19 protein-coding genes and 1 pseudogene are annotated in these 19,720 nt (G+C 66.3%); 8 read left to right on the forward strand and 12 right to left on the reverse strand.

Annotated elements, in window-relative coordinates; all coding sequences use genetic code 11:
* Positions 1-238: 238 nt before the first annotated feature.
* Positions 239-1,369, forward strand: a complete 1,131-nt coding sequence (locus RIU96_RS09785) for a glycerate kinase (RefSeq protein ID WP_311204914.1) — start codon at positions 239-241, stop codon at positions 1,367-1,369.
* Here the strand turns inward: RIU96_RS09785 and RIU96_RS09790 are convergent.
* A complete protein-coding gene (locus RIU96_RS09790) occupies positions 1,339-1,737 on the reverse strand; it encodes a hypothetical protein (RefSeq protein WP_181730218.1) in 399 nt (132 codons plus the stop codon). The genes RIU96_RS09785 and RIU96_RS09790 overlap by 31 nt on opposite strands.
* 31 nt (positions 1,738-1,768) lie before the next feature.
* Here RIU96_RS09790 and RIU96_RS09795 point away from each other — a divergent pair, with 31 nt between their 5' ends.
* From RIU96_RS09795 to RIU96_RS09810, 4 genes are read left to right on the forward strand one after another with little or no spacing between them, the layout of a single operon-like run.
* Positions 1,769-3,094: a DUF4921 family protein gene (locus RIU96_RS09795; RefSeq protein WP_311204915.1), complete on the forward strand. Its 1,326-nt coding sequence runs from the start codon at positions 1,769-1,771 to the stop codon at positions 3,092-3,094.
* Positions 3,095-3,138: 44 nt separating this feature from the next.
* Complete coding sequence (locus RIU96_RS09800; protein WP_181730216.1) at positions 3,139-4,392, forward strand: amidohydrolase; 1,254 nt, start codon at positions 3,139-3,141, stop codon at positions 4,390-4,392.
* Positions 4,393-4,452: 60 nt separating this feature from the next.
* Complete coding sequence (locus RIU96_RS09805; protein WP_311204916.1) at positions 4,453-6,843, forward strand: glycogen/starch/alpha-glucan phosphorylase; 2,391 nt, start codon at positions 4,453-4,455, stop codon at positions 6,841-6,843.
* A complete protein-coding gene (locus tag RIU96_RS09810; RefSeq protein WP_311204917.1) occupies positions 6,843-7,295 on the forward strand; it encodes a nucleoside deaminase in 453 nt (150 codons plus the stop codon). The genes RIU96_RS09805 and RIU96_RS09810 overlap by 1 nt, the downstream gene beginning before the upstream one ends.
* Here RIU96_RS09810 and RIU96_RS09815 read toward each other — a convergent pair.
* From RIU96_RS09815 to RIU96_RS09825, 3 genes are read right to left on the reverse strand one after another with little or no spacing between them, the layout of a single operon-like run.
* Positions 7,292-8,236 (reverse strand): ABC transporter substrate-binding protein, encoded by a 945-nt coding sequence (locus RIU96_RS09815; protein WP_311204918.1) that lies wholly within the window; start codon positions 8,234-8,236, stop codon positions 7,292-7,294. The two genes, RIU96_RS09810 and RIU96_RS09815, sit on opposite strands and share 4 nt — an antisense overlap.
* Positions 8,233-8,961 carry an ABC transporter ATP-binding protein gene (locus RIU96_RS09820; protein ID WP_311204919.1) on the reverse strand — a complete coding sequence of 243 codons (729 nt, stop codon included), beginning with the start codon at positions 8,959-8,961 and terminating at the stop codon, positions 8,233-8,235. Before RIU96_RS09820 ends, RIU96_RS09815 begins: the two co-directional genes overlap by 4 nt.
* On the reverse strand, positions 8,958-10,016 hold the full coding sequence (locus tag RIU96_RS09825; protein ID WP_311204920.1) for a FecCD family ABC transporter permease: 1,059 nt from the start codon (positions 10,014-10,016) through the stop codon (positions 8,958-8,960). Before RIU96_RS09825 ends, RIU96_RS09820 begins: the two co-directional genes overlap by 4 nt.
* A gap of 99 nt (positions 10,017-10,115) precedes the next feature.
* Here RIU96_RS09825 and RIU96_RS09830 point away from each other — a divergent pair, with 99 nt between their 5' ends.
* On the forward strand, positions 10,116-10,424 hold the full coding sequence (locus tag RIU96_RS09830; RefSeq protein ID WP_144822537.1) for an ArsR/SmtB family transcription factor: 309 nt from the start codon (positions 10,116-10,118) through the stop codon (positions 10,422-10,424).
* Positions 10,425-10,802: 378 nt separating this feature from the next.
* Here RIU96_RS09830 and RIU96_RS09835 read toward each other — a convergent pair.
* The 8 genes and pseudogenes from RIU96_RS09835 to RIU96_RS09875 form a co-directional block, all read right to left on the reverse strand.
* A pseudogene (locus tag RIU96_RS09835) lies at positions 10,803-11,730 on the reverse strand (urea transporter).
* Between the two features lie 45 nt (positions 11,731-11,775).
* Positions 11,776-12,621 (reverse strand): urease accessory protein UreD, encoded by an 846-nt coding sequence (locus RIU96_RS09845; protein WP_136651565.1) that lies wholly within the window; start codon positions 12,619-12,621, stop codon positions 11,776-11,778.
* On the reverse strand, positions 12,618-13,232 hold the full coding sequence (ureG, locus tag RIU96_RS09850; RefSeq protein ID WP_144318114.1) for an urease accessory protein UreG: 615 nt from the start codon (positions 13,230-13,232) through the stop codon (positions 12,618-12,620). Before ureG ends, RIU96_RS09845 begins: the two co-directional genes overlap by 4 nt.
* Before the next feature lie 11 nt (positions 13,233-13,243).
* Positions 13,244-13,927, reverse strand: coding sequence for an urease accessory protein UreF (locus RIU96_RS09855; RefSeq protein WP_144689130.1), 684 nt, complete (start codon positions 13,925-13,927; stop codon positions 13,244-13,246).
* Complete coding sequence (gene ureE / locus RIU96_RS09860; RefSeq protein ID WP_259789471.1) at positions 13,927-14,418, reverse strand: urease accessory protein UreE; 492 nt, start codon at positions 14,416-14,418, stop codon at positions 13,927-13,929. Before ureE ends, RIU96_RS09855 begins: the two co-directional genes overlap by 1 nt.
* 11 nt (positions 14,419-14,429) lie before the next feature.
* Positions 14,430-16,145 carry an urease subunit alpha gene (gene ureC / locus RIU96_RS09865; protein ID WP_311204921.1) on the reverse strand — a complete coding sequence of 572 codons (1,716 nt, stop codon included), beginning with the start codon at positions 16,143-16,145 and terminating at the stop codon, positions 14,430-14,432.
* A 5-nt stretch (positions 16,146-16,150) separates the two neighbouring features.
* Positions 16,151-16,561 carry an urease subunit beta gene (locus tag RIU96_RS09870; protein ID WP_311204922.1) on the reverse strand — a complete coding sequence of 137 codons (411 nt, stop codon included), beginning with the start codon at positions 16,559-16,561 and terminating at the stop codon, positions 16,151-16,153.
* Positions 16,562-16,570: 9 nt separating this feature from the next.
* Complete coding sequence (locus RIU96_RS09875; RefSeq protein WP_006840009.1) at positions 16,571-16,873, reverse strand: urease subunit gamma; 303 nt, start codon at positions 16,871-16,873, stop codon at positions 16,571-16,573.
* A 218-nt stretch (positions 16,874-17,091) separates the two neighbouring features.
* Here RIU96_RS09875 and pabB point away from each other — a divergent pair, with 218 nt between their 5' ends.
* Together pabB and RIU96_RS09885 are read left to right on the forward strand one after the other, a co-directional pair.
* Entirely contained in the window at positions 17,092-19,005 is a 1,914-nt protein-coding gene (pabB, locus tag RIU96_RS09880; protein WP_311204923.1) for an aminodeoxychorismate synthase component I, read from the forward strand.
* Positions 19,002-19,709 carry an aminotransferase class IV gene (locus RIU96_RS09885; RefSeq protein ID WP_259810739.1) on the forward strand — a complete coding sequence of 236 codons (708 nt, stop codon included), beginning with the start codon at positions 19,002-19,004 and terminating at the stop codon, positions 19,707-19,709. The genes pabB and RIU96_RS09885 overlap by 4 nt, the downstream gene beginning before the upstream one ends.
* Positions 19,710-19,720 lie beyond the last annotated feature (11 nt).

Raw genomic sequence — 19,720 nt, forward strand, 5'->3', positions numbered from 1 at the left:
TGGATGATCTCCAGCGGCCCGCGTCGAGCAGGGCCCTGGTTCATCCTCGCGTTGAACAAATATACCTAGCGTACAGCAGGTTTTAACCCTCCCCACACTACAAGGCGCATCGGCGTCCGCAAGGCCGGGCGCCGACTCCGTTAAGACCGGGCACCTTGGTCGGCCGCTGAACCGCGGCGCTAAAGTGGGCCCCAGCAGCACATTTACCACGCTTGAACCACTACTTCCAAGGAGCACTATGACGCGTATCACGCAAGGATCCCCCACTGTCGTCATCGCGCCCGACGCGTTCAAGGGAACGGCGAGCGCTCAGCAGGCCGCGAGCTGGCTTGCCGACGGCATCACCAGCGTGATCCAAGACGCGAACATCATCGCCGTCCCCATGGCCGACGGCGGAGAAGGAACGTCAAGCCTGTTTGAGGGCGAGCGCATCACGCTGCCCACCACCGACGCGGCGGGCCGGCTCACCGAGGCGACCTACACCTTTGATGCCGAAACCGAAACCGCCTACATCGACGTCGCCGCGGCGACCGGGATGCCCGCGGTCAAGGACAACCCCGTCGCGATGACAGGCGACACGTACGGCACGGGCGTGCTCATCGCCGACGCCGAGACCCGCGGCGCGCGCCGCATCGTGCTCGGCCTCGGCGGATCGGCCACCGTCGACGGCGGCACCGGCATCCTCGTCGCGCTCGGGGTCAATCCGCTCAACGCCGCGGGCTACAACCTCCCGCCCGGCGGCGGCGCCCTAGTCGACCTCGCCGACTTCGACACGGCGAAGATGAACATCCCCGCCGCCTCCATGGAGTGGATCCTGCTTGCCGACGCCCTCGTCCCCGCCACCGGCGAGCGCGGCGCGGCGCGCATCTTCGGGCCACAAAAGGGCGCGAGCGAGGAGGACGTGGAAAAGCTCGACCGCGCGCTGGCCCAGTTGTGCGAAGTTACCGGCGTCGACGGATCCCGCCCCGGCTACGGCGCTGCGGGCGGGATCGCAGTGGGCCTGAGCTGGGTGTCGAAGCTCCTGCACGGCACGGAGGAGCACGTGCGCGTGCTGCCGGGAGCCCAGGTCATGGCCCAGGCGAACGATCTCGCCGACAAAGTCGCGACGGCTTCGCTCGTTGTCACCGGCGAGGGGCGCTTCGACTCGCAAACCGCCGAGGGCAAGGTGGTGAAAACGGTCCTCGATCTCGTTTCCCACACGGACGCCGTGGCCGCGGTGGTGGCCGGCTCCTTCGAGGCCGAGGTCGACTCCGCCAACCCGGCCGTGACCGTCACGCTCGAGGAGCTGGACGACGTGCAGGAGCAACTCACCCGCGCCGGCGCGGAGGTCGCTGCATGCTACCGCAGGATCTCCACGACCCAGGGGTAGATCGACGGTTGCTCAAAGCGCTGCTCCTGCTCCAGGGCAGCCGGGTCGCGCGGCAGCTGCGCCTTGGGTGTGAGGATGCGCGAGAGCCCCATCGCGAGCTGGTTGTAGCTCGACGCGCCGGCAGCCGAAATGGAGAAACGGTGCGGCTGCGCCCCGGCCTCATCCGGGTCTTCACCGCGGTCGGCCTCGTAGACTCCCTTGAGCTGGGCGTGGGTGTGGGCGTCGAGAAGCGGGTGCGACTCGTGGCTGACCGAGGCCGAGTCGAGCATGCCGCGGGAGACCAGGATGTCGAGGGCGCGGGCGAAGGCGCCTTCAACCTCGCCGGCGGCGGCGTCGGGCACGAGAACGTCGAATTGGATGACGGGCATGACGCTAGGTTAGCTAATACGCTTTAACGTCATGACCTTCCCCGCGCACCCCTACCGCAATGCCCTTACCACCATGGCGGACGGGACGATCAAGCAGATCAACCCCTTTTCGGGCACCGAAGTGTGGACGGTGCCGGGTCGCGGCAACCGCCCATTGTCCACCGCTACCAAGGACCCGACGGAGCTGACGCCGCACGACTTCACCCACAGCTGCAACTTCTGCGAGGCCCACGCGCTGTCCACACCGCCGGAGAAGGCGCGCATCGTCCGCGACGACGCCGGCTGGCGCATCTTGAAAAACCTCCTGCCCCACGAGCTGGCCGCCACCCGCGCCGAGTTCCGCCGCGTACCCAACCTGTTTGAGATCGTCTCGTACGACTACTGGAACAAGAACTACGGCTACGTCATGCCCGACGAGCAGCAGCGACACATGGAGCGCTACCTGGGCGACCCCGCCGGGCGCGAGCACGTCTTCGACACCGTGCGCACCCGCCTGCGCGCCAGCGGCAAAAGCGCCGACGTCAGCGAGGAGGAACTGCTCGCGCTCGCCCCAGCCTACTTCGGCGGTGGGCACGACGTGATCATCGCGCGGCGCCACTTCGTCGACGACGCCACCGATTCCTCCCAGCTCGCCTCCTCCGGCACCCTGTCGGTGGACGAGCACTACGCGTTTATCTCCTTCACCATTGCCTCCATGCACGAGCTCTACGACCGCAACCGCTACGCGCCCTACGTGGTGGTCTTCCAAAACTGGCTCGCCCCGGCGGGCGCTTCCTTCGACCACCTGCACAAACAGCTCGTGGCTATCGACGAGCGCGGCGTGCAGGGCGAGATGGAGCTGGCCAAGCTGCGGCAGAACCTCAACATGTACAACGAGTGGGGAGTCAACTACGCGTTTTACAACAACCTCGTCATCGCGGAAAACGACGAGGCAATCCTGATCGCAGGCATCGGGCACCGCTACCCCACCATGAGCATCTACTCCAAGTCCGCCGCGACGCACCCGTGGGACATGAGCGATACGGAAGTCCGCGGTTTTTCCGACCTGTTGCACGCCGCGCACGCGGCGACGGGGCCCGACGTCGCGTGCAACGAGGAGTGGCACCACAAGCCTGTCGACGTGGACGTGCCCATGCCGCTGCGCGTGAACCTGAAGTGGCGCGTGTCCACCCTCGCCGGTTTCGAGGGCGGGACAAAAATTTACGTCAACACGCTGTCGCCGACCGACATTCGGGATCGGATGGTGACGCGTTTGTATGGGCGTCGAGAAGCGGGCGCGATTGCTGCCGACATCAGGATCGCCACCGAGTGCCACCCGGCGCGCAACGTCTTGCGCTACAACCCGCGGCTGACCTAGCTAGGGTGGCGGGTACACAAGCGGAGGAAGTGAAAAGGAACACAGTGAACGACATCAGCGCCATACTGGACAGCTACGAAGTGGACCCCGTGTGGCAGCGCCGGCTCTACGAGCTGCTGCACGCCAACCCCGAGCTGTCCATGCAGGAGGAGGAGACGCACCGCCGGATCCTCCACGAGCTCAAACGCTTTGACTGCGAGGTCATTAGCCCCATCGGCACCTACGGGGTGGTGGCGGTGTTCCGCAACGGCGAGGGGCCGACGGTGCTCTTCCGCGCCGACTTCGATGGCCTGCCCGTCACCGAGGACACCAACGTATCCTACGCCTCCCACAAGATGATGACCGGGCGCGACGGGAAAACCGTGGGCACCATGCACGCCTGCGGCCACGACATCCACACCACCGCGCTGTTGAGCCTGTGCGATTTCCTCGACCACACCCGTGACAGCTGGTCGGGCACGTTCGTGGCGCTGTTCCAGCCCGGGGAAGAAACCTCGGAAGGCGCGATGTCCATGGTCGATGACGACCTGACCAGCCGCGTGCCGCGCCCCGCAGTGTGCTTCGGCCAGCACGTCATGCCGGGCCGCGCCGGCCAGGTGATGTCCAAGGCAGGGCCCCAGTTTGCGGCCTGCGACTCGATCCGCATCGTTATCCCCGGGCGCAGCGCGCACGGCTCGATGCCGCACAACGCTATCGACCCGACGTACACCGCGGCGATGATCATCACCCGGATGCAGGCGATTGTGGGCCGCGAAGTGGACCCGAACGACTTCGCTGTGATCTCCGTGGGCACCATGCGTGCCGGCTCGGTGACCAACATCATCCCGGCCAGCGCGGAGTTGACGCTGAACTGCCGCTTCTACTCCGACAAGACGAAGGAGAAAGTGTGCGCCTCCATCGAGCGCGTCGTCCACGCCGAGGTGCTCGCGTCCGGCATGACAGAAAAGCCCACCATCGAGTACTTCGCCCACGGCGAGCTCTTGACCAACGACGCCACCGTTTACAGCAAGGTTCGCCCCACTTTCGACGCGGTGTTCGGCAAGGACTCGGTCAACGCCCCGCGCAAGACGGTGTCGGAGGACTTCCCGTTCATTCCCATGGCGTTCGGCGTGCCCTACTTCTTCTGGCTGATCGGCTGCACCCCGCGCGAGCAGTGGGACGTGGCTGTTGCCGCCGACAGGGTGGCGGAGGACGTGCCGGTCAACCACATGGCCAACTTCCTGCCGGAGTACGAGCCGACGATCAACGCCGCGACCCGCGCGGCCGCGGCCGCGGTGCTGACTTATCTGGCGGGATAACGCTATCCCGGTAGGCTCGGTAGCTGACTACACCAGCACACGACACCGAAGGTGGCGACAATGTCCGAATCCGCCCAGCCAACATTCGTCGAATCCATCCCCGGCCACGTCCGGGGGTTTTCCGGGGCGACACCGAAGAATTCAACCGTTAAGAAGTACTGGACCGGTTTGTCCGCGGCCGTTATCGACCAAATCGCTGATGATTGGGACGCGACGCGCAAGGCCTACGCGGCGACGCGTCGTCAAGCGTACTTCTCCGCCGAGTTCCTCCAGGGCCGCGCGCTGCTGAACAACCTCACCAACCTCGGGCTTGTCGACGAGGCCAAGCAGGTAGCAAACGAGCACGGCTTCAACCTCACCGACGTGCTCGACGCCGAGCACGACGCCGCGCTGGGCAACGGTGGCCTGGGCCGCCTCGCCGCCTGCTTCCTCGACTCCGCCGTAACCCTGGAGTACCCGCTGACCGGTTACGGCCTGCTGTACCGCTACGGCCTCTTCCGCCAGGAGTTTGTCAACGGCTTCCAAAAGGAGCACCCGGACGCCTGGAAGGAATCCTTTTACCCGTTCATCGTGCGCCGCGGCACGCAGCAGCGTGTGGTCACCTTCGACGACATGAGCGTGCGCGCGGTGCCCTACGACATGCCGATCACCGGCTACGGCACCAAGAACGTCGGCACGCTGCGGCTGTGGGACGCCAAGCCGATGCATGAGTTCGACTACGACGCGTTCAACTCGCAGCGCTTCTCCGACGCCATCCTGGAGCGCGAGGCGGTTCACGATCTGACGCGTGTGCTCTACCCGAACGACACCACCTTCGCGGGCAAGGTGCTGCGCGTGCGCCAGCAGTACTTCTTCGTCTCCGCCTCGCTGCAGGAGATGATTGACAACTACATCGTCCATCACGGCGAGGACCTTCGCGACTTCCACAAGTACAACTCCGTGCAGCTCAACGACACCCACCCGGTGCTGGGCATCCCCGAGCTGATGCGCCTGCTCATGGACTCCCACGGCATGGGTTGGGAGGATGCGTGGGAGGTGACCACGAAGACCTTCGCCTACACCAACCACACAGTGCTGGAGGAGGCGCTGGAGCGCTGGGACGTGGCGATTTTCAAGCAGCTCTTCTGGCGCATCTGGGAGATCGTGGTGGAGATCGACCGCCGATACCGCATCGACATGGAGTCGCGCGGCATCGCCCCGGAGGCGGCGCACCACTTCTCGCCCGTGCACGACGGGCAGGTCCACATGGCGTGGATCGCCTGCTACGGCTCCTACTCCGTCAACGGCGTGGCGGCGATGCACACCGAGATTCTCAAGCGCGAGACGCTGAACTACTGGTACGAGATGTACCCGGAGCGCTTCAACAACAAGACCAACGGCGTGACCCCGCGCCGCTGGCTGCGCATGTGCAACCCGCGACTGTCCGCCCTGCTCGACCGTCTGCTGGGATCGGATGCCTGGGTCACGGACCTGCCCAAGCTCAAGGAGCTGCGCCACTTCGCCGACGATGCAGAGGTGATGCGCGAGCTGCGCGAGATCAAGGACGCGAATAAGCGCGACTTCGCCGCGTGGATCTACGAGCACCAGGGCATCGAGATCGACCCTGACTCCATCTTTGACACCCAGATCAAGCGCCTGCACGAGTACAAGCGCCAGCTGATGAACGCCCTGTACATCCTCGATCTGTACTTCCGCATCAAGGACGACGGGGAACGTGACGTGCCGAAGCGCACGTTCATTTTCGGTGCGAAGGCCGCTCCCGGCTACACGCGCGCCAAGGGAATTATCAAGCTGATCAACTCCATCGCAGAGCTGGTCAACAACGACCCCGAGGTGTCGAAGTACCTGACGGTGGTGTTCGTGGAGAACTACAACGTCTCCCCCGCTGAGCAGATCATCCCGGCCACCGACATCTCCGAGCAGATCTCCACCGCCGGCAAGGAGGCATCGGGCACGTCCAACATGAAGTTCATGATGAACGGTGCGCTGACCCTGGGCACGATGGACGGCGCGAACGTCGAGATCGTCGAAGCGGTCGGCGAAGACAACGCCTACGTCTTCGGTGCGCGCGAGGAGGAGCTGCCCGAGCTCAAGCGCGGCTACAACCCGCACGCCCTCTACGAGTCCGTCCCGGGTCTCAAGCGCGTGCTCGACGCGCTCGTCGATGGCACGCTTGACGACGCCTCCACCGGCGTCTTCCACGACATCCGCGGCTCGCTTCTCGACGGCCAGGGCGCCGAGCCCGACGTGTATTACGTGCTGGGGGACTTCGCCGACTACCGCGCCACCCGCGACCGCATGAGCGAGGAGTTTTACGCCGATCCGGACCACTGGGCGCGGATGTGCTGGATCAACATCTGCTCATCCGGCCGCTTCTCCTCCGACCGCACGATCAACGACTACGCCACCGAGGTGTGGAAGCTCGAGCGCACGCCGATTGAGGGCCGGTAATGGATCACCTCGCGCGCGCGGTCGAGATTGCCGTGGAGTCGGCGCGAACGGGCGGTGGCCCGTTCGGGTGCGTGGTGGTTACGGAACGCGGCGTCTACGAGGGGCACAACGAGGTAGTTTCGCGCTGTGACCCCTCGGCGCACGCCGAGATTCAGGCGATCCGCGCCGCCGCGCGGGCGCAACGCACCCACCAGTTATCGGGGGCCGTGCTGTACGCCTCGGGCCAGCCGTGCCCGATGTGTTTCGCGGCGATTCGCTGGGCCCGCATCGATGAGGTCTACTACGCCGCGACATACACTCAGGCCGCCGACGCGGGTTTCGACGATTCCTTCATCTCCGACGTCATGGTCGGGCGTGTCCCGGATCCCTCACCCTTCCGCCACGTGCCGCTGGATCAGTCCAACGCGCCCTTCGAGGCGTGGGCGGCCAACTCCGATCGGGTGGAGTACTAGCTCTTTAGCTCGAGCACCCGCTGCAACTCCTCGGCTCCTGCCACGCTCAGCGGTGAGGCCGGTTCGACAAATGACAGGTACATCGGAATTACCGCTCCCGAGCGCACCGCCGCGATCGAGTCCGCCCCGGGCAGGGAGGTCACGGCGCCTGCGGCGTTGTCCTCGCCTGAGTTGAGCACGACGATGACGTCGGGGTTCGCCGCAACGAGCTGCTCGGCGCTGATCTCGAAGACGCGCTCGCTGACATCCGCGAAGACGTTGCGCAGGCCCAGCGACTCGGACACCGGCGCCGCCATCGAAGCCGCGCCGTAGCCGTAGGTCGTCCCGCCCTCGACTCCGGGGTAGACGAACGCGACGCTTCTGCCCGAGCCCACGGAGGCATCGAGCTGGGCTACGCGCGTATCGACGCCCTCCTTCACCGCCCCGGCGCGTTCCGGCACGCCCATCGCGCGGGCGTAGAGGTCGATGTGGGCGTCGACATCCGCCCAGCTCGCGGAGGTGATCTCACCGCAAAACCCCGGCTCGGAGAGAATCGGGACTTCCCCGGCGGTCTGCGGGTTGACGGTGTCGCTGTAGCCGATGATGAGGTCGGGGTTTTCGGCCATGACGGCCTCTTTGGTGATCTGGATGTGCCCGGTGTTGTTGAGGCGGTCTGACAGCGACGCAATGGCGTCGAGCTGGGCGTTGACGGCATCGGTGAAGTACTCGGGCGGGAAGAAGCCCGACTTGGCCACGACCTTGTCAAGCACGCCGAGGCCATCCAGCGTGGCCACCGCTGTGGAGTCCTGCAGCACGACGCGCTCGGGGGCGTGGGTAAACGCCACCTCGCGCCCGCAGTTGGCCACGGTGTAGGCGGCCTCGAAGTGCGGGGCCGGCGCGCAGGAGCACAGCAGCGTTGCGGCCGCAAGAGTCATCCCGGTTAAGGCGAAGGTGGGTTTCACGGTTGTTCCTCTCGTGTGAATGTCACATGGTTGCCCGCGCGGTGGACGCGGACGTTGTAGATCGGCTCGAGCACCTCGGGGACGAGCACTTCGCGCGGGGCTCCCGCGGCGGCGACGCGACCGTCAGCCAGGACGTAGACCACATCGCAGTAGGCCAGCGCCTGGTTGAGGTCGTGGAGGACCACCACGGCGCCGCCGTCGAACTCGCGCAGAATGTGGAAGAGGTCGAGCTGGTGGTGGATGTCGAGGTGGTTGCCGGGTTCGTCGAGAAGCAGGTAGCGCGGGCGCTGCGCGAGCGCGCGGGCGATCATCGCGCGCTGCCGCTCCCCGCCGGACAGCCGCGCGATCTGCCGGTGCGCCAGCTCCAGCAAGCCCAACTGCTCCAGCGCGGTGGCGACCTCTTCTTCCCCGCGGCCGCGCCGGTCCCGGTGCGGCAGGCGCCCGAGCGAGACGAGCTCGGCCACGCTCAACCGGTCGTTGAATGATGGCTCCTGGCTCACCACCGCGACCCTTCGGGCGAGGTCGCGCGGGGAGAGTGTGGTGAGGTCCGCGGCGTCGATACGCACCCTGCCCGCCGTCGGTGTGAGCGCGCCGAACAAGCACTTCAGCAGGGTTGTCTTGCCCGCCCCGTTCGGCCCGACGATGCCGGTGACTCCCCGGTCCGCAAACTGCGCGTCTACCCCGCGCAGGATGGAGCGGTACTCGATGCCGCATGCCTCGATCACTGCCTCTCCCCCGATCGTGCCACCAGAACGACCAGAAGCGGGGCGCCCACCAGCGCGGTGAGCACGCCAATCGGGATCTCCTGGGGTGCCAAGAGCGTGCGCGAGGCCACGTCGGCGGCCACGGTAAGGCCCGCACCGAGCGCGGCCGCGACGGGGAGGACGCGACGGTGCAGACCGCCGACGAGGCGGCGGGCGATGTGGGGGACGACGAGGCCGACGAACCCGATCGAGCCGGCCACCGACACCACGGCACCGACCATGATGCAGCACACCACGACGAAGATAAGCCGGGTGCGATCCGGGTTCACCCCGAGGGTGCGCGCGGCGTCGTCGCCGAGCGTGAGGGCGTCGATACGCGTGCCCAGAACCCAAAAAGCCAGGCAGCAGGCACAAACCACCGCGATGGTGGCCCAGAGGACCGGACCGAAGGCGGCCATGGACAGCGAGCCCAGCAACCAAAACATCACCGAACGCGCGCCCTGCGCGTTATCGGAGGCGAAGACGAGCAGGGAGGTCACGGCCGTGAGCGCGTAGCCGACAGCCACCCCGCCCATGAGCAAGCGTGCCGACGACAACCCGCCCCCGCCCCGCGCCAGAGCAAGCATGAGCACGGATGCGGCGGCGGCACCGAAAAAAGCCATCGCCTGCAGCGCGAGCGCGCCGAAGATCCCGGTGCCGACCCCGAAGAGGATCGCGGCCGCCGCGCCCGTCGACGCTCCGGCGTTGATCCCGAGGATGTAGGGATCAGCCAACACGTTGGCCACCAGCGCTTGAAGCACGACGCCGGCCACCGCCAACCCCGCACCCACCGTCGCCCCGAGCAGGACCCGCGGCAGGCGGATGTCCCAGACAACGCTGCTGTACGTGCCCAGTTCCTCGGGGATCGCAGCGCCCGCGAGGTGGCGGCCGATGACGTCGGCGGCGACTCCCGGGGGTACGACCGTGGGGCCGGCGGCCACGGCGATCACGCAGACGGCGACCGTTGCGGACAATACCGCGGCCGACCACCCCAGCGCGCGGGTGCGTGCGCGCTGCAGCCCCAGCGTGTCGCCCATGGGAACCTCCCAAATCGGTCATTCAATTGATCATTAGACTATTGCGCACAAGCACACACTACTCCCCCCGGTGGATAATCGATCCTGTGAGGAGCCGGAATGTCTGATCTCGAACACACCATCGCCATCGCCGACGAGTGGGCGCCGACGTTTCGCCTGCTTGGCGACGCCACACGCCTCAAACTCCTCTGCGCGATCCACTTCTCCGGGCAGCACGCGCTGACCGTCGGCGAACTCGCCGAGGCCACTGGGATCAGACTGGCGACCGCATCGGCTGCGCTGCGGGCCCTTCAGGCCGCGGGCACGGTCACCGCTCGGCGCGAGGGCCGATCGGTTTTCTACGGGATGCACGACGACCGCGTCCACGAGCTGCTGCACTTCTTCGGCGCCGGGCACGCGGGAAGCTAGAAGGCTCATCAGCGTGATGTTCCGTTCGGGTCCTGCGGTACGGCTCGCTCGGTGGTGCGGGTTTTTTAGGTTCGTCGTGGGCGGCTGACGGGCTTGCTCAGCAGGGACTCGCAATTCGCCGCACATAAGGCGCCAGTCCGTGAAGCGTGGCACAACACTTCTCTTAAGCGGCCACCGCAGCCATCACCGCATGAACGTTGACTGTGGCTGCCGCCTCGGGGGGTGGGCCAGGTTTGGCGACGCCACCACACCTGAACATGTGTCCGCCAGGAACGTCCGCTTCCAGGTCTTGCAACGTGACGCCTCTACCTGCTGGCACGGAGTTGGCGCTAACGGCACCCACAATGGACTCACCGGCAAATGTTTGTTCAACGCCTCCTAGCGCGCGCCTGAACCATCCCGGCGCCGGCATCTACCCACCGCAGCAGCGGCCAGGACAACCCACGTTGAGAAGAGGAACGGCCACGTGAACGTTGGCAGGGAATCGCTACGTAGCGCGGCGGTCAGCGCCACGCTCACCAGCACCCCGGCCGCGGCCCAACCGACGCGCGACTTCAGCGACGATGCGACCGGGACAACCGCCCCCAGCGCCATGGCTGTGAGCACACCGGAGTACGTCATCAGCCCAGTCGATGCGGGCTCGATACCGACAACCACGTCGGCCGCGGCGGTGGCAATGACCGCCCCGAGCAGACCGAACCCCGCCACCGCGGGCGCCCCCAGGGCCACACCGGCGAGGATGAGTGCGCCGGTAAGGGGGCCGTCGGCAAGCACGACCTCCGCGAAGCCATTGAGCACTCCCAGGCCGAACCCCTCGATCACACCACCGTCCGAGGTCGGGCCCGCCCCCGCGGACTGAGTCGGGATGAGCAGGAAAATCGCGGAAGCAAGCAGACAAAACGGCGCCGTGGACACAGGCAGGCCGATGCGTGCCAAGGCGGGAGCGCTGAAGGCCCGCTCAACAAGCCCGAAGACAACGACGGTGGCGAAGCCGCCGCATACCGCGAGCAACACCCCCGGCGCGATAGCCGGTGCCACAAGCCACGAGACAACACCGACGAGGGGCCCCGTTGAAGCCCGCGATGCCCTCGCTCCGTGTTTGCCGGTCCTGCCCCATCGCCCACGCGCCAACCTCCTGCGCGGCGGCGCCGAGCAGCATGAAAAGGGCCGCCACCGGGTTGTACGCCGCCACCCCGGCGGTGACGAGCAGGCCCGTACGCCAGTCGGCGATAAAGAAAATCTGGGATACACCGCGCAGCACCGGCGCGACGGCGCCCGCCGGGGTGCGCATATTCAGCGCGCTCATGGTGCGATTGCCTCCTTGCACTTAGGAAAACGTCTCAAACTTGCACTAATATTTGCGCAGCCGCAGCGGCCCGCGGCCGTCCGCCTCGCGGCACATCTCGACCACCGCGGCGTTAAGCGCGGCGATGTCGGCGGTATTCGATGCGAGCGAACGGATCGAAAAAGCAGCGGGCGCTCCCGGCCACGGCGCGCCGATGCGGCTGATCGCGCAGTGCAAGTTCGGCGAGCGCGCGGTGTCGACGGCGTCGGCGAGGGCGTCGGCACGCGAGGCGAGATGCGGGCCGGCGACGATGAGCTGCCCGCTGTGGCTGTATCCCTCCATCACTCCCATACCGAGGTCGCCGGCCGCCGGGATGAGCCGCAGGTTGTCCACCGCGAACGGCCTCTCCCCGCCAGGTGCCGCGAGCCGCAGCTCGGTGCGCATGCGCAGCTCGTCGAAGGAAAACGCCGTTCCTTCCGGTGACCACCCCGGTGTGACGATCTCCCCCATCACCAGCCGCGATGACGGTTCGATCACCACCACGGACTCCTGGCGGTAGGTGCCCTCGCGGTAGACGATGAGCTGGTCGGGCAGGTACTCGAACGTCGCATCGCGCCCCACGTTCACCCGCATCCGCTGGACGGCCGGGCCTTGCGGGGTGCGGTAGACTTTCGTGGCCGACTGGGTGGTCACCAAAAGCGAGGCGGCGTCTTCGACGTCGAAGTCCAACGAGTAGGAATCCGCGCCGAAGTACGCCCCGCCAGGGTTGATCACCGTGTAGGTGACCTGGCCGGAGTCGTCGAGGTAGTGCGGGCGGATCACCCGCAGCGCGCCGGAGAACTCCTGCTGCGCCGCAAAGCTCCTGCCGGACGCGTCGCGGGCGACGCGCAGGCGCAGGCGGCCTCCCCTCACTGGTTGAGGTCCAGCATGAGGGCGTCGTGACGCAGCCAGTCCAGCACCCGGTCGAGGCCCTCGTCGGTCTTCAAGTTGGTAAACGCGAACGGCTTGTCTTTGCGGAACACCTGCGAGTCGCGCTCCATCACCGCCAGGTCGGCGCCGACGTAGGGCGCGAGGTCGGTCTTGTTGATGATGAACAGGTCGGACTTGATCATCCCCTGGCCCGCCTTGCGCGGGATCTTCTCGCCCTGGGCGACGTCGATGATGTAGATGGAAAAGTCCACCAGCTCCGGCGAGAACGTCGCCGAGAGGTTGTCTCCGCCGGATTCGACGAAGATGACGTCAAGGTCCGGGAAGCGGGACTTCAGCTCCTCGATGGCCGCCTCGTTCATGGAGGTGTCCTCGCGGATCGCGGTGTGGGGGCAGCCGCCTGTCTCCAGGCCGACGATGTGGGCGTCGTCAAGCACGGAGTTGCGCGCCAGGATGTGCGCATCCTCGATGGTGTAAATGTCGTTGGTGATCGCCGCCATGTGCAACTCACCCTCGACCGCGCGCGAAATGCGCTCGAGCAGCTGCGTCTTTCCCGCCCCGACGGGGCCGCCGACGCCGATAATGACCGGATCCATGTGATTTCTCCTTAACTCATAAACAAGCGCGAAAGCTGGCGCTCGTGGTTCATCTGCGCGATCTCCAAGCCCGGCGCGATCGCACCGAGGTCTTCTTCGCGCAAGCTTTGCGACGCCTCCACCGCGCCCACCACCCACGGCTGCGCCTGCCGGATGAGGCGCTGCCCGGCGTTTTGCCCGAGCGGGATGGCGCGCACGGCGTTTTGCACCAGCGAGATGACGCAGGCGTAGACGTGCTGGGCCACCGCGGTATCGGAGTCGATGCCCGCATCCCGCGCCACGAGCGCCCACACGATCGCCGGGTGGCCGAACGCGCGGCCCGCCTTGAGAGCCTCGGCGTAGGCGGAAAGGGCATCGCTGGGGTAGTTCGCCGCCGAGATGGTGAGCATGCGCTTGCCCATCGTCATCCCGGCCTCGCGCACCTGGGCGGGCAGGGCCTGGGCGGTGACCAGCTGATCAAGGCGCTCGACCTCGTGCGCTTCCCGCGCGGCGATCACCACACGGACCGCCAGCGCGTCGGTAAACGTCAGCTGCTGGCCGATAAAGGACTCCAGCCAGCGCGCAAAGCCCTCGGCGCTATCGATCGCTCCGGTTTCGAGGTAGCTCTCGAAACCGAAGGAGTGCGCGAACGCCCCGGTCGGCAGCGCTGAATCTGCCAACTGCATGCCGGTGAGCAGGCGGGCCACATCCGCCATCAGTGGGTGTGCTCCGCGTGGCGGAAGGGCACTTCCATGACGCGCTCGCGGCGCTCGAACGCGACGCCGTGGTGGGCGAGGAAGTCCTCCACAGTGTGGTCGTAGAGCACCACCATGACCTCGGCGCCGAACTCGCTCTCAGCGCCGAAGAACTGGGCTTGCAGGTGGCGGTTTCCCAGCGAGTGCGCGACAAACCCCATCTGGCGGATGGAGTCGGGGCGGATGACGATGACGTCGCTCGGAAGCGTCGCCACCACCACCGCGTTGAGCCCGCCCTCGTTTTGCTCGAGAAGCAACACGTCGCCGTCTTTCAGGTCGGGCGCGCCCGGCACCAGCCGGATGCCGAGCTCGCGCCCGTGGTCCGTACTCACCCGCTGGATGCGCTTGACCAGGTCCTCGCTCGGCAGCGAGACCTTTTCCACGTGCGCCCCCTCGAGGCGACGCGCCATCTCGGGATCGTCGATGGTGCCTGCAATCTCGGTGATGATCATGAGACTTCCTCCTAGAACAGCATGTAGCGCTGGGCCAGCGGGACCGTCGCCGCCGGCTCGCAGGTGATCCGCTCGCCGTCGACCGTGACCTCGTAGGTCTCCGGGTCCACCGCGATCGTGGGAGTGGCGTCGTTGAGCTTCAAATCCGCCTTGGTCAAGTTCCTGATCCCGTGGACGGGGCGCACCTTTTTGCGCAGCTGCAGGATCTCCGGTACGCCGCGCTCGATGGCGGCCTGGGACATGAACGTGATCGACGAGCGGTAAAGCGCAAGCCCGTGGGCGCCGAAGGATTCGCGGTACATGTTCGGTTGGGGCGTCGGGATCGAGGCGTTGGGGTCGCCGAGTGCGGTGTAGACGACCTGGCCGCCCTTGATCACGGACTCGGGGCGTACGCCGAACATCTGCGGCTCCCACAGCACGAGGTCGGCGAATTTGCCCACCTCGACCGAACCGACCCAGTCATCGATGCCTTGCGCGATGGCCGGGTTAATCGTGTACTTGGCAATGTAGCGGCGGATGCGGAAGTTGTCGCCGTAGATTCCCTCGTCCTCGGCGAGCTTGCCGCGCTGCTTCTTCATCGAATCAGCGACCTGCCAGGTGCGGATGATGACCTCGCCGACGCGCCCCATCGCCTGGGAGTCGGAGGAGGTAATCGAGAAAATCCCCATGTCGTGCAGCACGTCCTCCGCAGCGATCGTCTCGGGACGGATGCGCGAATCAGCAAACGCAACATCCTCCGGCAGGTTGGGGTTGAGGTGGTGGCACACCATGAGCATGTCGAGGTGCTCGTCGACGGTGTTGACGGTGTATGGAAGCGTCGGGTTGGTCGATGCCGGCAAGATGTTGGATTCCCCAGCGAGTTTGATGATGTCCGGCGCATGCCCACCGCCGGCGCCCTCGGTGTGGAAGGTGTGGATGACGCGGCCCCCGATGGCGTTTCGGGTGTTTTCCACGAAGCCAGCCTCGTTGAGGGTATCGGTGTGCAAGGCGACCTGGATGTCGAACTCGTCGGCGACCTTGAGCGCGGTATCGATCGACGCCGGTGTCGCACCCCAGTCCTCATGAACTTTCAGGCCCGCAGCACCTGCGCGCACCTGCTCTGCGAGCGGGGCGACGGATGAACCGTGCCCTTTGCCGAGGATGCCGAAGTTCATCGGGTAGTGCTCGAAGGAGCGCAGCATGTTGAAGATGTTCCACTCGCCCGGGGTGATCGTTGTGGCGCGGGTGGATTCGCTCGGGCCGGTGCCTCCGCCGAACATGGTGGTGATCCCCGATGCGAGTGCGGTGGGGATCTGGTCCGGGCTGATGAAGTGGATGTGGGTGTCGATTCCGCCCGCGGTGAGGATTTTGCCCTCGCCGGAGATGATGTCGGTGGCCACGCCGATGGTGATGTCGACACCGTCCATCACGTCCATGTTGCCGGCCTTGCCGATCTGCGAGATGTAGCCGTCGCGCACCGCGACGTCGGCCTTGTACACGCCGGTGTAGTCGATGACCAGCACGTTAGTGATTACCAGGTCGGGCACGTTGTCACCGCGCACGTGGCGGGAGTTTTGCCCCATTCCGTCGCGGATGACCTTACCGCCGCCGAAGGTGGCCTCCTCGCCGTACGTGGTGTAATCGTGCTCGACGGTGGCGAACAGGTCGGTATCCGCTAAACGGACGGAGTCCCCGGTCGTCGGGCCGTAGAGTCCCGCGTAGTTGTCGCGGTCCATTGTGAAACTCATGGGCTCTAAGCCTCCTTATCGACGATCTTCGGATCCGAGAGGTCGGCCCCGTACTCGGCAAAACCGTATCCGGCTTCTCCCATCACGTTGACGCGCGCGGGCTTGCGCACGTCAAGCGGCCCGTTGACCAGGTTGTGGAAGCCGTAGACCTTGCGCTTGCCGCCGAGGGCAATGAGCCGAACCGTCCTGGAGTCGCCCGGCTCGAGGCGCACGGCGGTGCCCGCCGGAATGTCGAGCCGGTGTCCGAGCGCGCGATCCCGGTCGAAAACCACGCATGGATTGATTTCGGCGAAGTGGTAATGGGACCCGACTTGCACGGGACGATCTCCGGTGTTGGTGACTTTTAGTTCGATCGCCTCCCGGCCAGCGTTGCACTCAATGGGCTCGCTGGCGAGGACGTATTCTCCTGGGCTCATCGTGACTCCTTAGCGGATCGGGTTGTGGACGGTGACCAGTTTCGTTCCGTCGGGGAAGGTCGCCTCCACCTGCACGGATTCAATCATTTCGGGCACCCCTTCCATGACGTCGTCGCGGGTGAGGATCGTTGTTCCCCAGTTCATCAGCTCGGCGACGCTGCGCCCGTCCCGCGCGCCTTCGAGAAGCTCGTAGGTGATGATCGCCGTCGCCTCCGGGTAGTTCAGTTTCAGCCCGCGCGCTTGTCGACGCCTGGCCAGATCTGCCGCGACAACAATCAGCAGCTTCTCCTTATCCCGTGGCACCAAGTACATCCAGCGTCACACTCCTTTTCACGTGATTCTTCGGAACTTCAGCGGCGCGTTTGTTCATGCGGTGCGCGGAGCAAAAGCGTCGTGCGAATGCGTTAGAAAAAACCCTACTCCTCCCCGCCCGCCCTAAGGCGCCTGTGCTGCTGTCTCGCTGGGCAACTGGGCTACACTTTCCACCCAACCACGGACGGCGCACGGCGAGCTGCGCTGCCGCGACGTCAATGAAAGGCGCGTGCCCGCATTTGATCCTGCTTATCGACAACCGCGACTCCTACACCTTCAACCTCGCCCACCTCATCGCCAAAGTCTCCGGGAGCGAGCCGGTGGTCGTGCGCGCGGACGATGTCACGGTCCTCGACCTCCCCCGCCGCATAAAGGCGGGTGAGTTCTCCCACATCGTCATCTCCCCCGGTCCGGGGACCCCATCGTGCGAAGCCGACTTCGCGGGCTCGCGCGCCGTGATCGAGGCGGCGGGCGGGATTCCCGTCCTCGGGGTCTGCCTGGGTCATCAGGGCCTCGCCCACCTCGCCGGGGCCGAGGTCGGGCGCACCGACCCCAGGCACGGATACACCAGCACGATCACCCACTCCGGCGAGGGCATCTTCGCCGGGCTGCCGCAAAGTTTCACGGCCGTGCGCTACCACTCGCTGCACATCGACAACGTCCCGGACGGGGTGGTTGTCCACGCCCGCAGCGAGGACGGTGTGGTCCAGGGCCTCGAGGTGGCAGGCCAGCCTCACTGGGGTGTGCAGTTCCACCCCGAGTCGGTGCTGACCGAGTACGGCGCGGAACTGCTCCGCAACTTCCTCGCCCTCGGCGCGTGGAGAGTGCACCACGAATGCGTCGCTGAAGCAATCGACACAGAGGCTACCGCGCGAGCGCTTATGGGCTCGAGCGGAGACGCCTTCTGGCTGGACTCCGCAACCGGCGACGGATTCAGCATCATCGGCTCGACGGCTGGGTCGCTGTCGAAAACGCTGAGCTACCGCCTGACGGATCCCGGACCCGACGTGTTGAGCCTGCTTGCCGACGAGCTCTCCGCCGGCGTGGCTGCCAGTACGCTCCCCGACCTGCCGTTTCGCGGCGGCTGGGTCGGCTTCATCGGCTATGAATGCGCCGCGCTGACCCTGCCGGGGCTTTCCCCGACCCACGCCAGAGCGCACCCGGACGCGTACTTTATCCGGCCGCAGTCCTTCATCGTCTACGACCATGTCCAAGAACGCGCTCACCTCATGGTCTGTGCCCGGGGAGACGAGAAGACGGCTGAGGTGAAACACCTGATGGCCGCTCTGCGCAACGCGGTGACAACCCGGTCCGCGCACCGCGGGCGGGCGTCGATAAGCGAAGGCTCGTGGCGGCTCGCGGGCGGCGAGTACGAAGCGCGCTTCGGTGAGGTAAAGCGGGCGCTGGAGCGCGGCGACTCCTACGAGGTGTGCCTCACCGACACCTACGAGGCCCGCGTTGCAGGCGAGGGAATCGATCTGTATTCGCGGCTGCGCAGAACCAACCCCGCGCCCTTCGGGGCGTACCTGCGCCTCGGCGGTATCGAGGTGCTCTCCAGCTCGCCCGAGCGCTTCCTCCGCGTGCGCGGCGACCGGGTGGAAACGAAACCGATCAAAGGCACTCTGCCGCGCGAGCGCCGAGCCCAAGAACTGCAGGAAGACGCCAAGACGCGGGCGGAAAACCTCATGATCGTCGACCTGCTGCGCAACGACCTCGCGCGCGTGTGCGTCCCCGGCACTGTGGACGTTGCGCAGCTCATGACCGTGGAAACGTATGCCACGGTACATCAGCTCGTCTCCACGATTACCGGGCGGTTGCGTCCCGACCGCGGGCTGATCGACCTGGTGCGCGCGACCTTCCCACCGGGTTCGATGACGGGGGCACCGAAGGAGCGCACGTGCGCGCTTATCGACGCCCTCGAGCCCGGCCCGCGCGGGGTGTACTCGGGCGCGATCGGTTATTTCGGTTTCGACGGCAACGCGGAGCTCAGCGTCGTCATCCGCACCGCGGTCAAGCAGGGTGAGCGGCTCACAGTGGGCGCCGGGGGCGCGATCGTGTGGGATTCTCGCGCCGATGCGGAATACGCCGAGCTGCAGCTCAAGGCCAACGCTGTGATCGCGGGGCTGACGTGACGTCCTACGTGTGGCAGGGCCGCTGGGTTCCCACGCGTGATACGCCGCAGGGTTTCGACTGCGCGGACTCGTGGCGCCACGAATATGGCCGCGCCCGCGGGCTCGAGCTGCACCGGATGCGCTTCGCCGCAGGGGCTGGCCCGCTTCCGGCCGGGATGTGGGAAAACGCGCTCGCGCTTCTCGACGCCTCCGCCGATCTGTTCCCCCGCATCTCGGTGTACAAGGAAAGATTCCGCCTCGACATCCGCCCAGCGCCGCCGGTGCGAGAATCGACCGACCTGACTCTGGTGTCCGCACCGGATCCCAGAACGATGCCGCTGCTCAAGGGCCCCGATCTGATGCGGCTCGCCGAGCACCGGCGCACGCACGCCATCGCGGGGACGGACGACGTCATTCTCGGAGACTTCGCGGAAACCACCACCGGCACGCTTGTCGGCTGGAATGGCCGGACCCTCGTGCTACCCGAAGCCACGCGCCTGCCCAGCACGACCGAGGCGCTCGTCGTCGAGCGAGCCAAAAAGCTCGGCTGCGATGTCGCGCACGGTGTCCTCGATCCGGCCAAGCCGATGTGGTTTCTCAACGCCCTGCACGGGATCAGCCCGGTGCGCCGGATCGTCTCGCATACCGCTGTGGTGCTTCTACCTCGCAGCCCCGGCGAGTCGGAGTGGCGCAGCTGGTGGCGGTATAAACAATTAGATTTTTAGCATGTACCGAC

This window comes from Corynebacterium sp. Z-1, from assembly GCF_031844665.1.
In the GTDB taxonomy this organism is placed as follows: domain Bacteria; phylum Actinomycetota; class Actinomycetes; order Mycobacteriales; family Mycobacteriaceae; genus Corynebacterium; species Corynebacterium sanguinis.

What these genes read in the sequence shown, in the direction of transcription:
- RIU96_RS09785 (WP_311204914.1), top strand. Translation starts at nt 239, where the DNA reads ATGACGCGTATCACGCAAGGATCCCCCACTGTCGTCATCGCGCCCGAC.
- RIU96_RS09790 (WP_181730218.1), bottom strand. Translation starts at nt 1,737, where the DNA reads ATGCCCGTCATCCAATTCGACGTTCTCGTGCCCGACGCCGCCGCCGGC.
- RIU96_RS09795 (WP_311204915.1), top strand. Translation starts at nt 1,769, where the DNA reads ATGACCTTCCCCGCGCACCCCTACCGCAATGCCCTTACCACCATGGCG.
- RIU96_RS09805 (WP_311204916.1), top strand. Translation starts at nt 4,453, where the DNA reads ATGTCCGAATCCGCCCAGCCAACATTCGTCGAATCCATCCCCGGCCAC.
- RIU96_RS09810 (WP_311204917.1), top strand. Translation starts at nt 6,843, where the DNA reads ATGGATCACCTCGCGCGCGCGGTCGAGATTGCCGTGGAGTCGGCGCGA.
- RIU96_RS09825 (WP_311204920.1), bottom strand. Translation starts at nt 10,016, where the DNA reads ATGGGCGACACGCTGGGGCTGCAGCGCGCACGCACCCGCGCGCTGGGG.
- RIU96_RS09830 (WP_144822537.1), top strand. Translation starts at nt 10,116, where the DNA reads ATGTCTGATCTCGAACACACCATCGCCATCGCCGACGAGTGGGCGCCG.
- ureG (WP_144318114.1), bottom strand. Translation starts at nt 13,232, where the DNA reads ATGGATCCGGTCATTATCGGCGTCGGCGGCCCCGTCGGGGCGGGAAAG.
- RIU96_RS09855 (WP_144689130.1), bottom strand. Translation starts at nt 13,927, where the DNA reads ATGGCGGATGTGGCCCGCCTGCTCACCGGCATGCAGTTGGCAGATTCA.
- ureE (WP_259789471.1), bottom strand. Translation starts at nt 14,418, where the DNA reads ATGATCATCACCGAGATTGCAGGCACCATCGACGATCCCGAGATGGCG.
- ureC (WP_311204921.1), bottom strand. Translation starts at nt 16,145, where the DNA reads ATGAGTTTCACAATGGACCGCGACAACTACGCGGGACTCTACGGCCCG.
- RIU96_RS09870 (WP_311204922.1), bottom strand. Translation starts at nt 16,561, where the DNA reads ATGAGCCCAGGAGAATACGTCCTCGCCAGCGAGCCCATTGAGTGCAAC.
- RIU96_RS09875 (WP_006840009.1), bottom strand. Translation starts at nt 16,873, where the DNA reads ATGTACTTGGTGCCACGGGATAAGGAGAAGCTGCTGATTGTTGTCGCG.
- pabB (WP_311204923.1), top strand. Translation starts at nt 17,092, where the DNA reads ATGAAAGGCGCGTGCCCGCATTTGATCCTGCTTATCGACAACCGCGAC.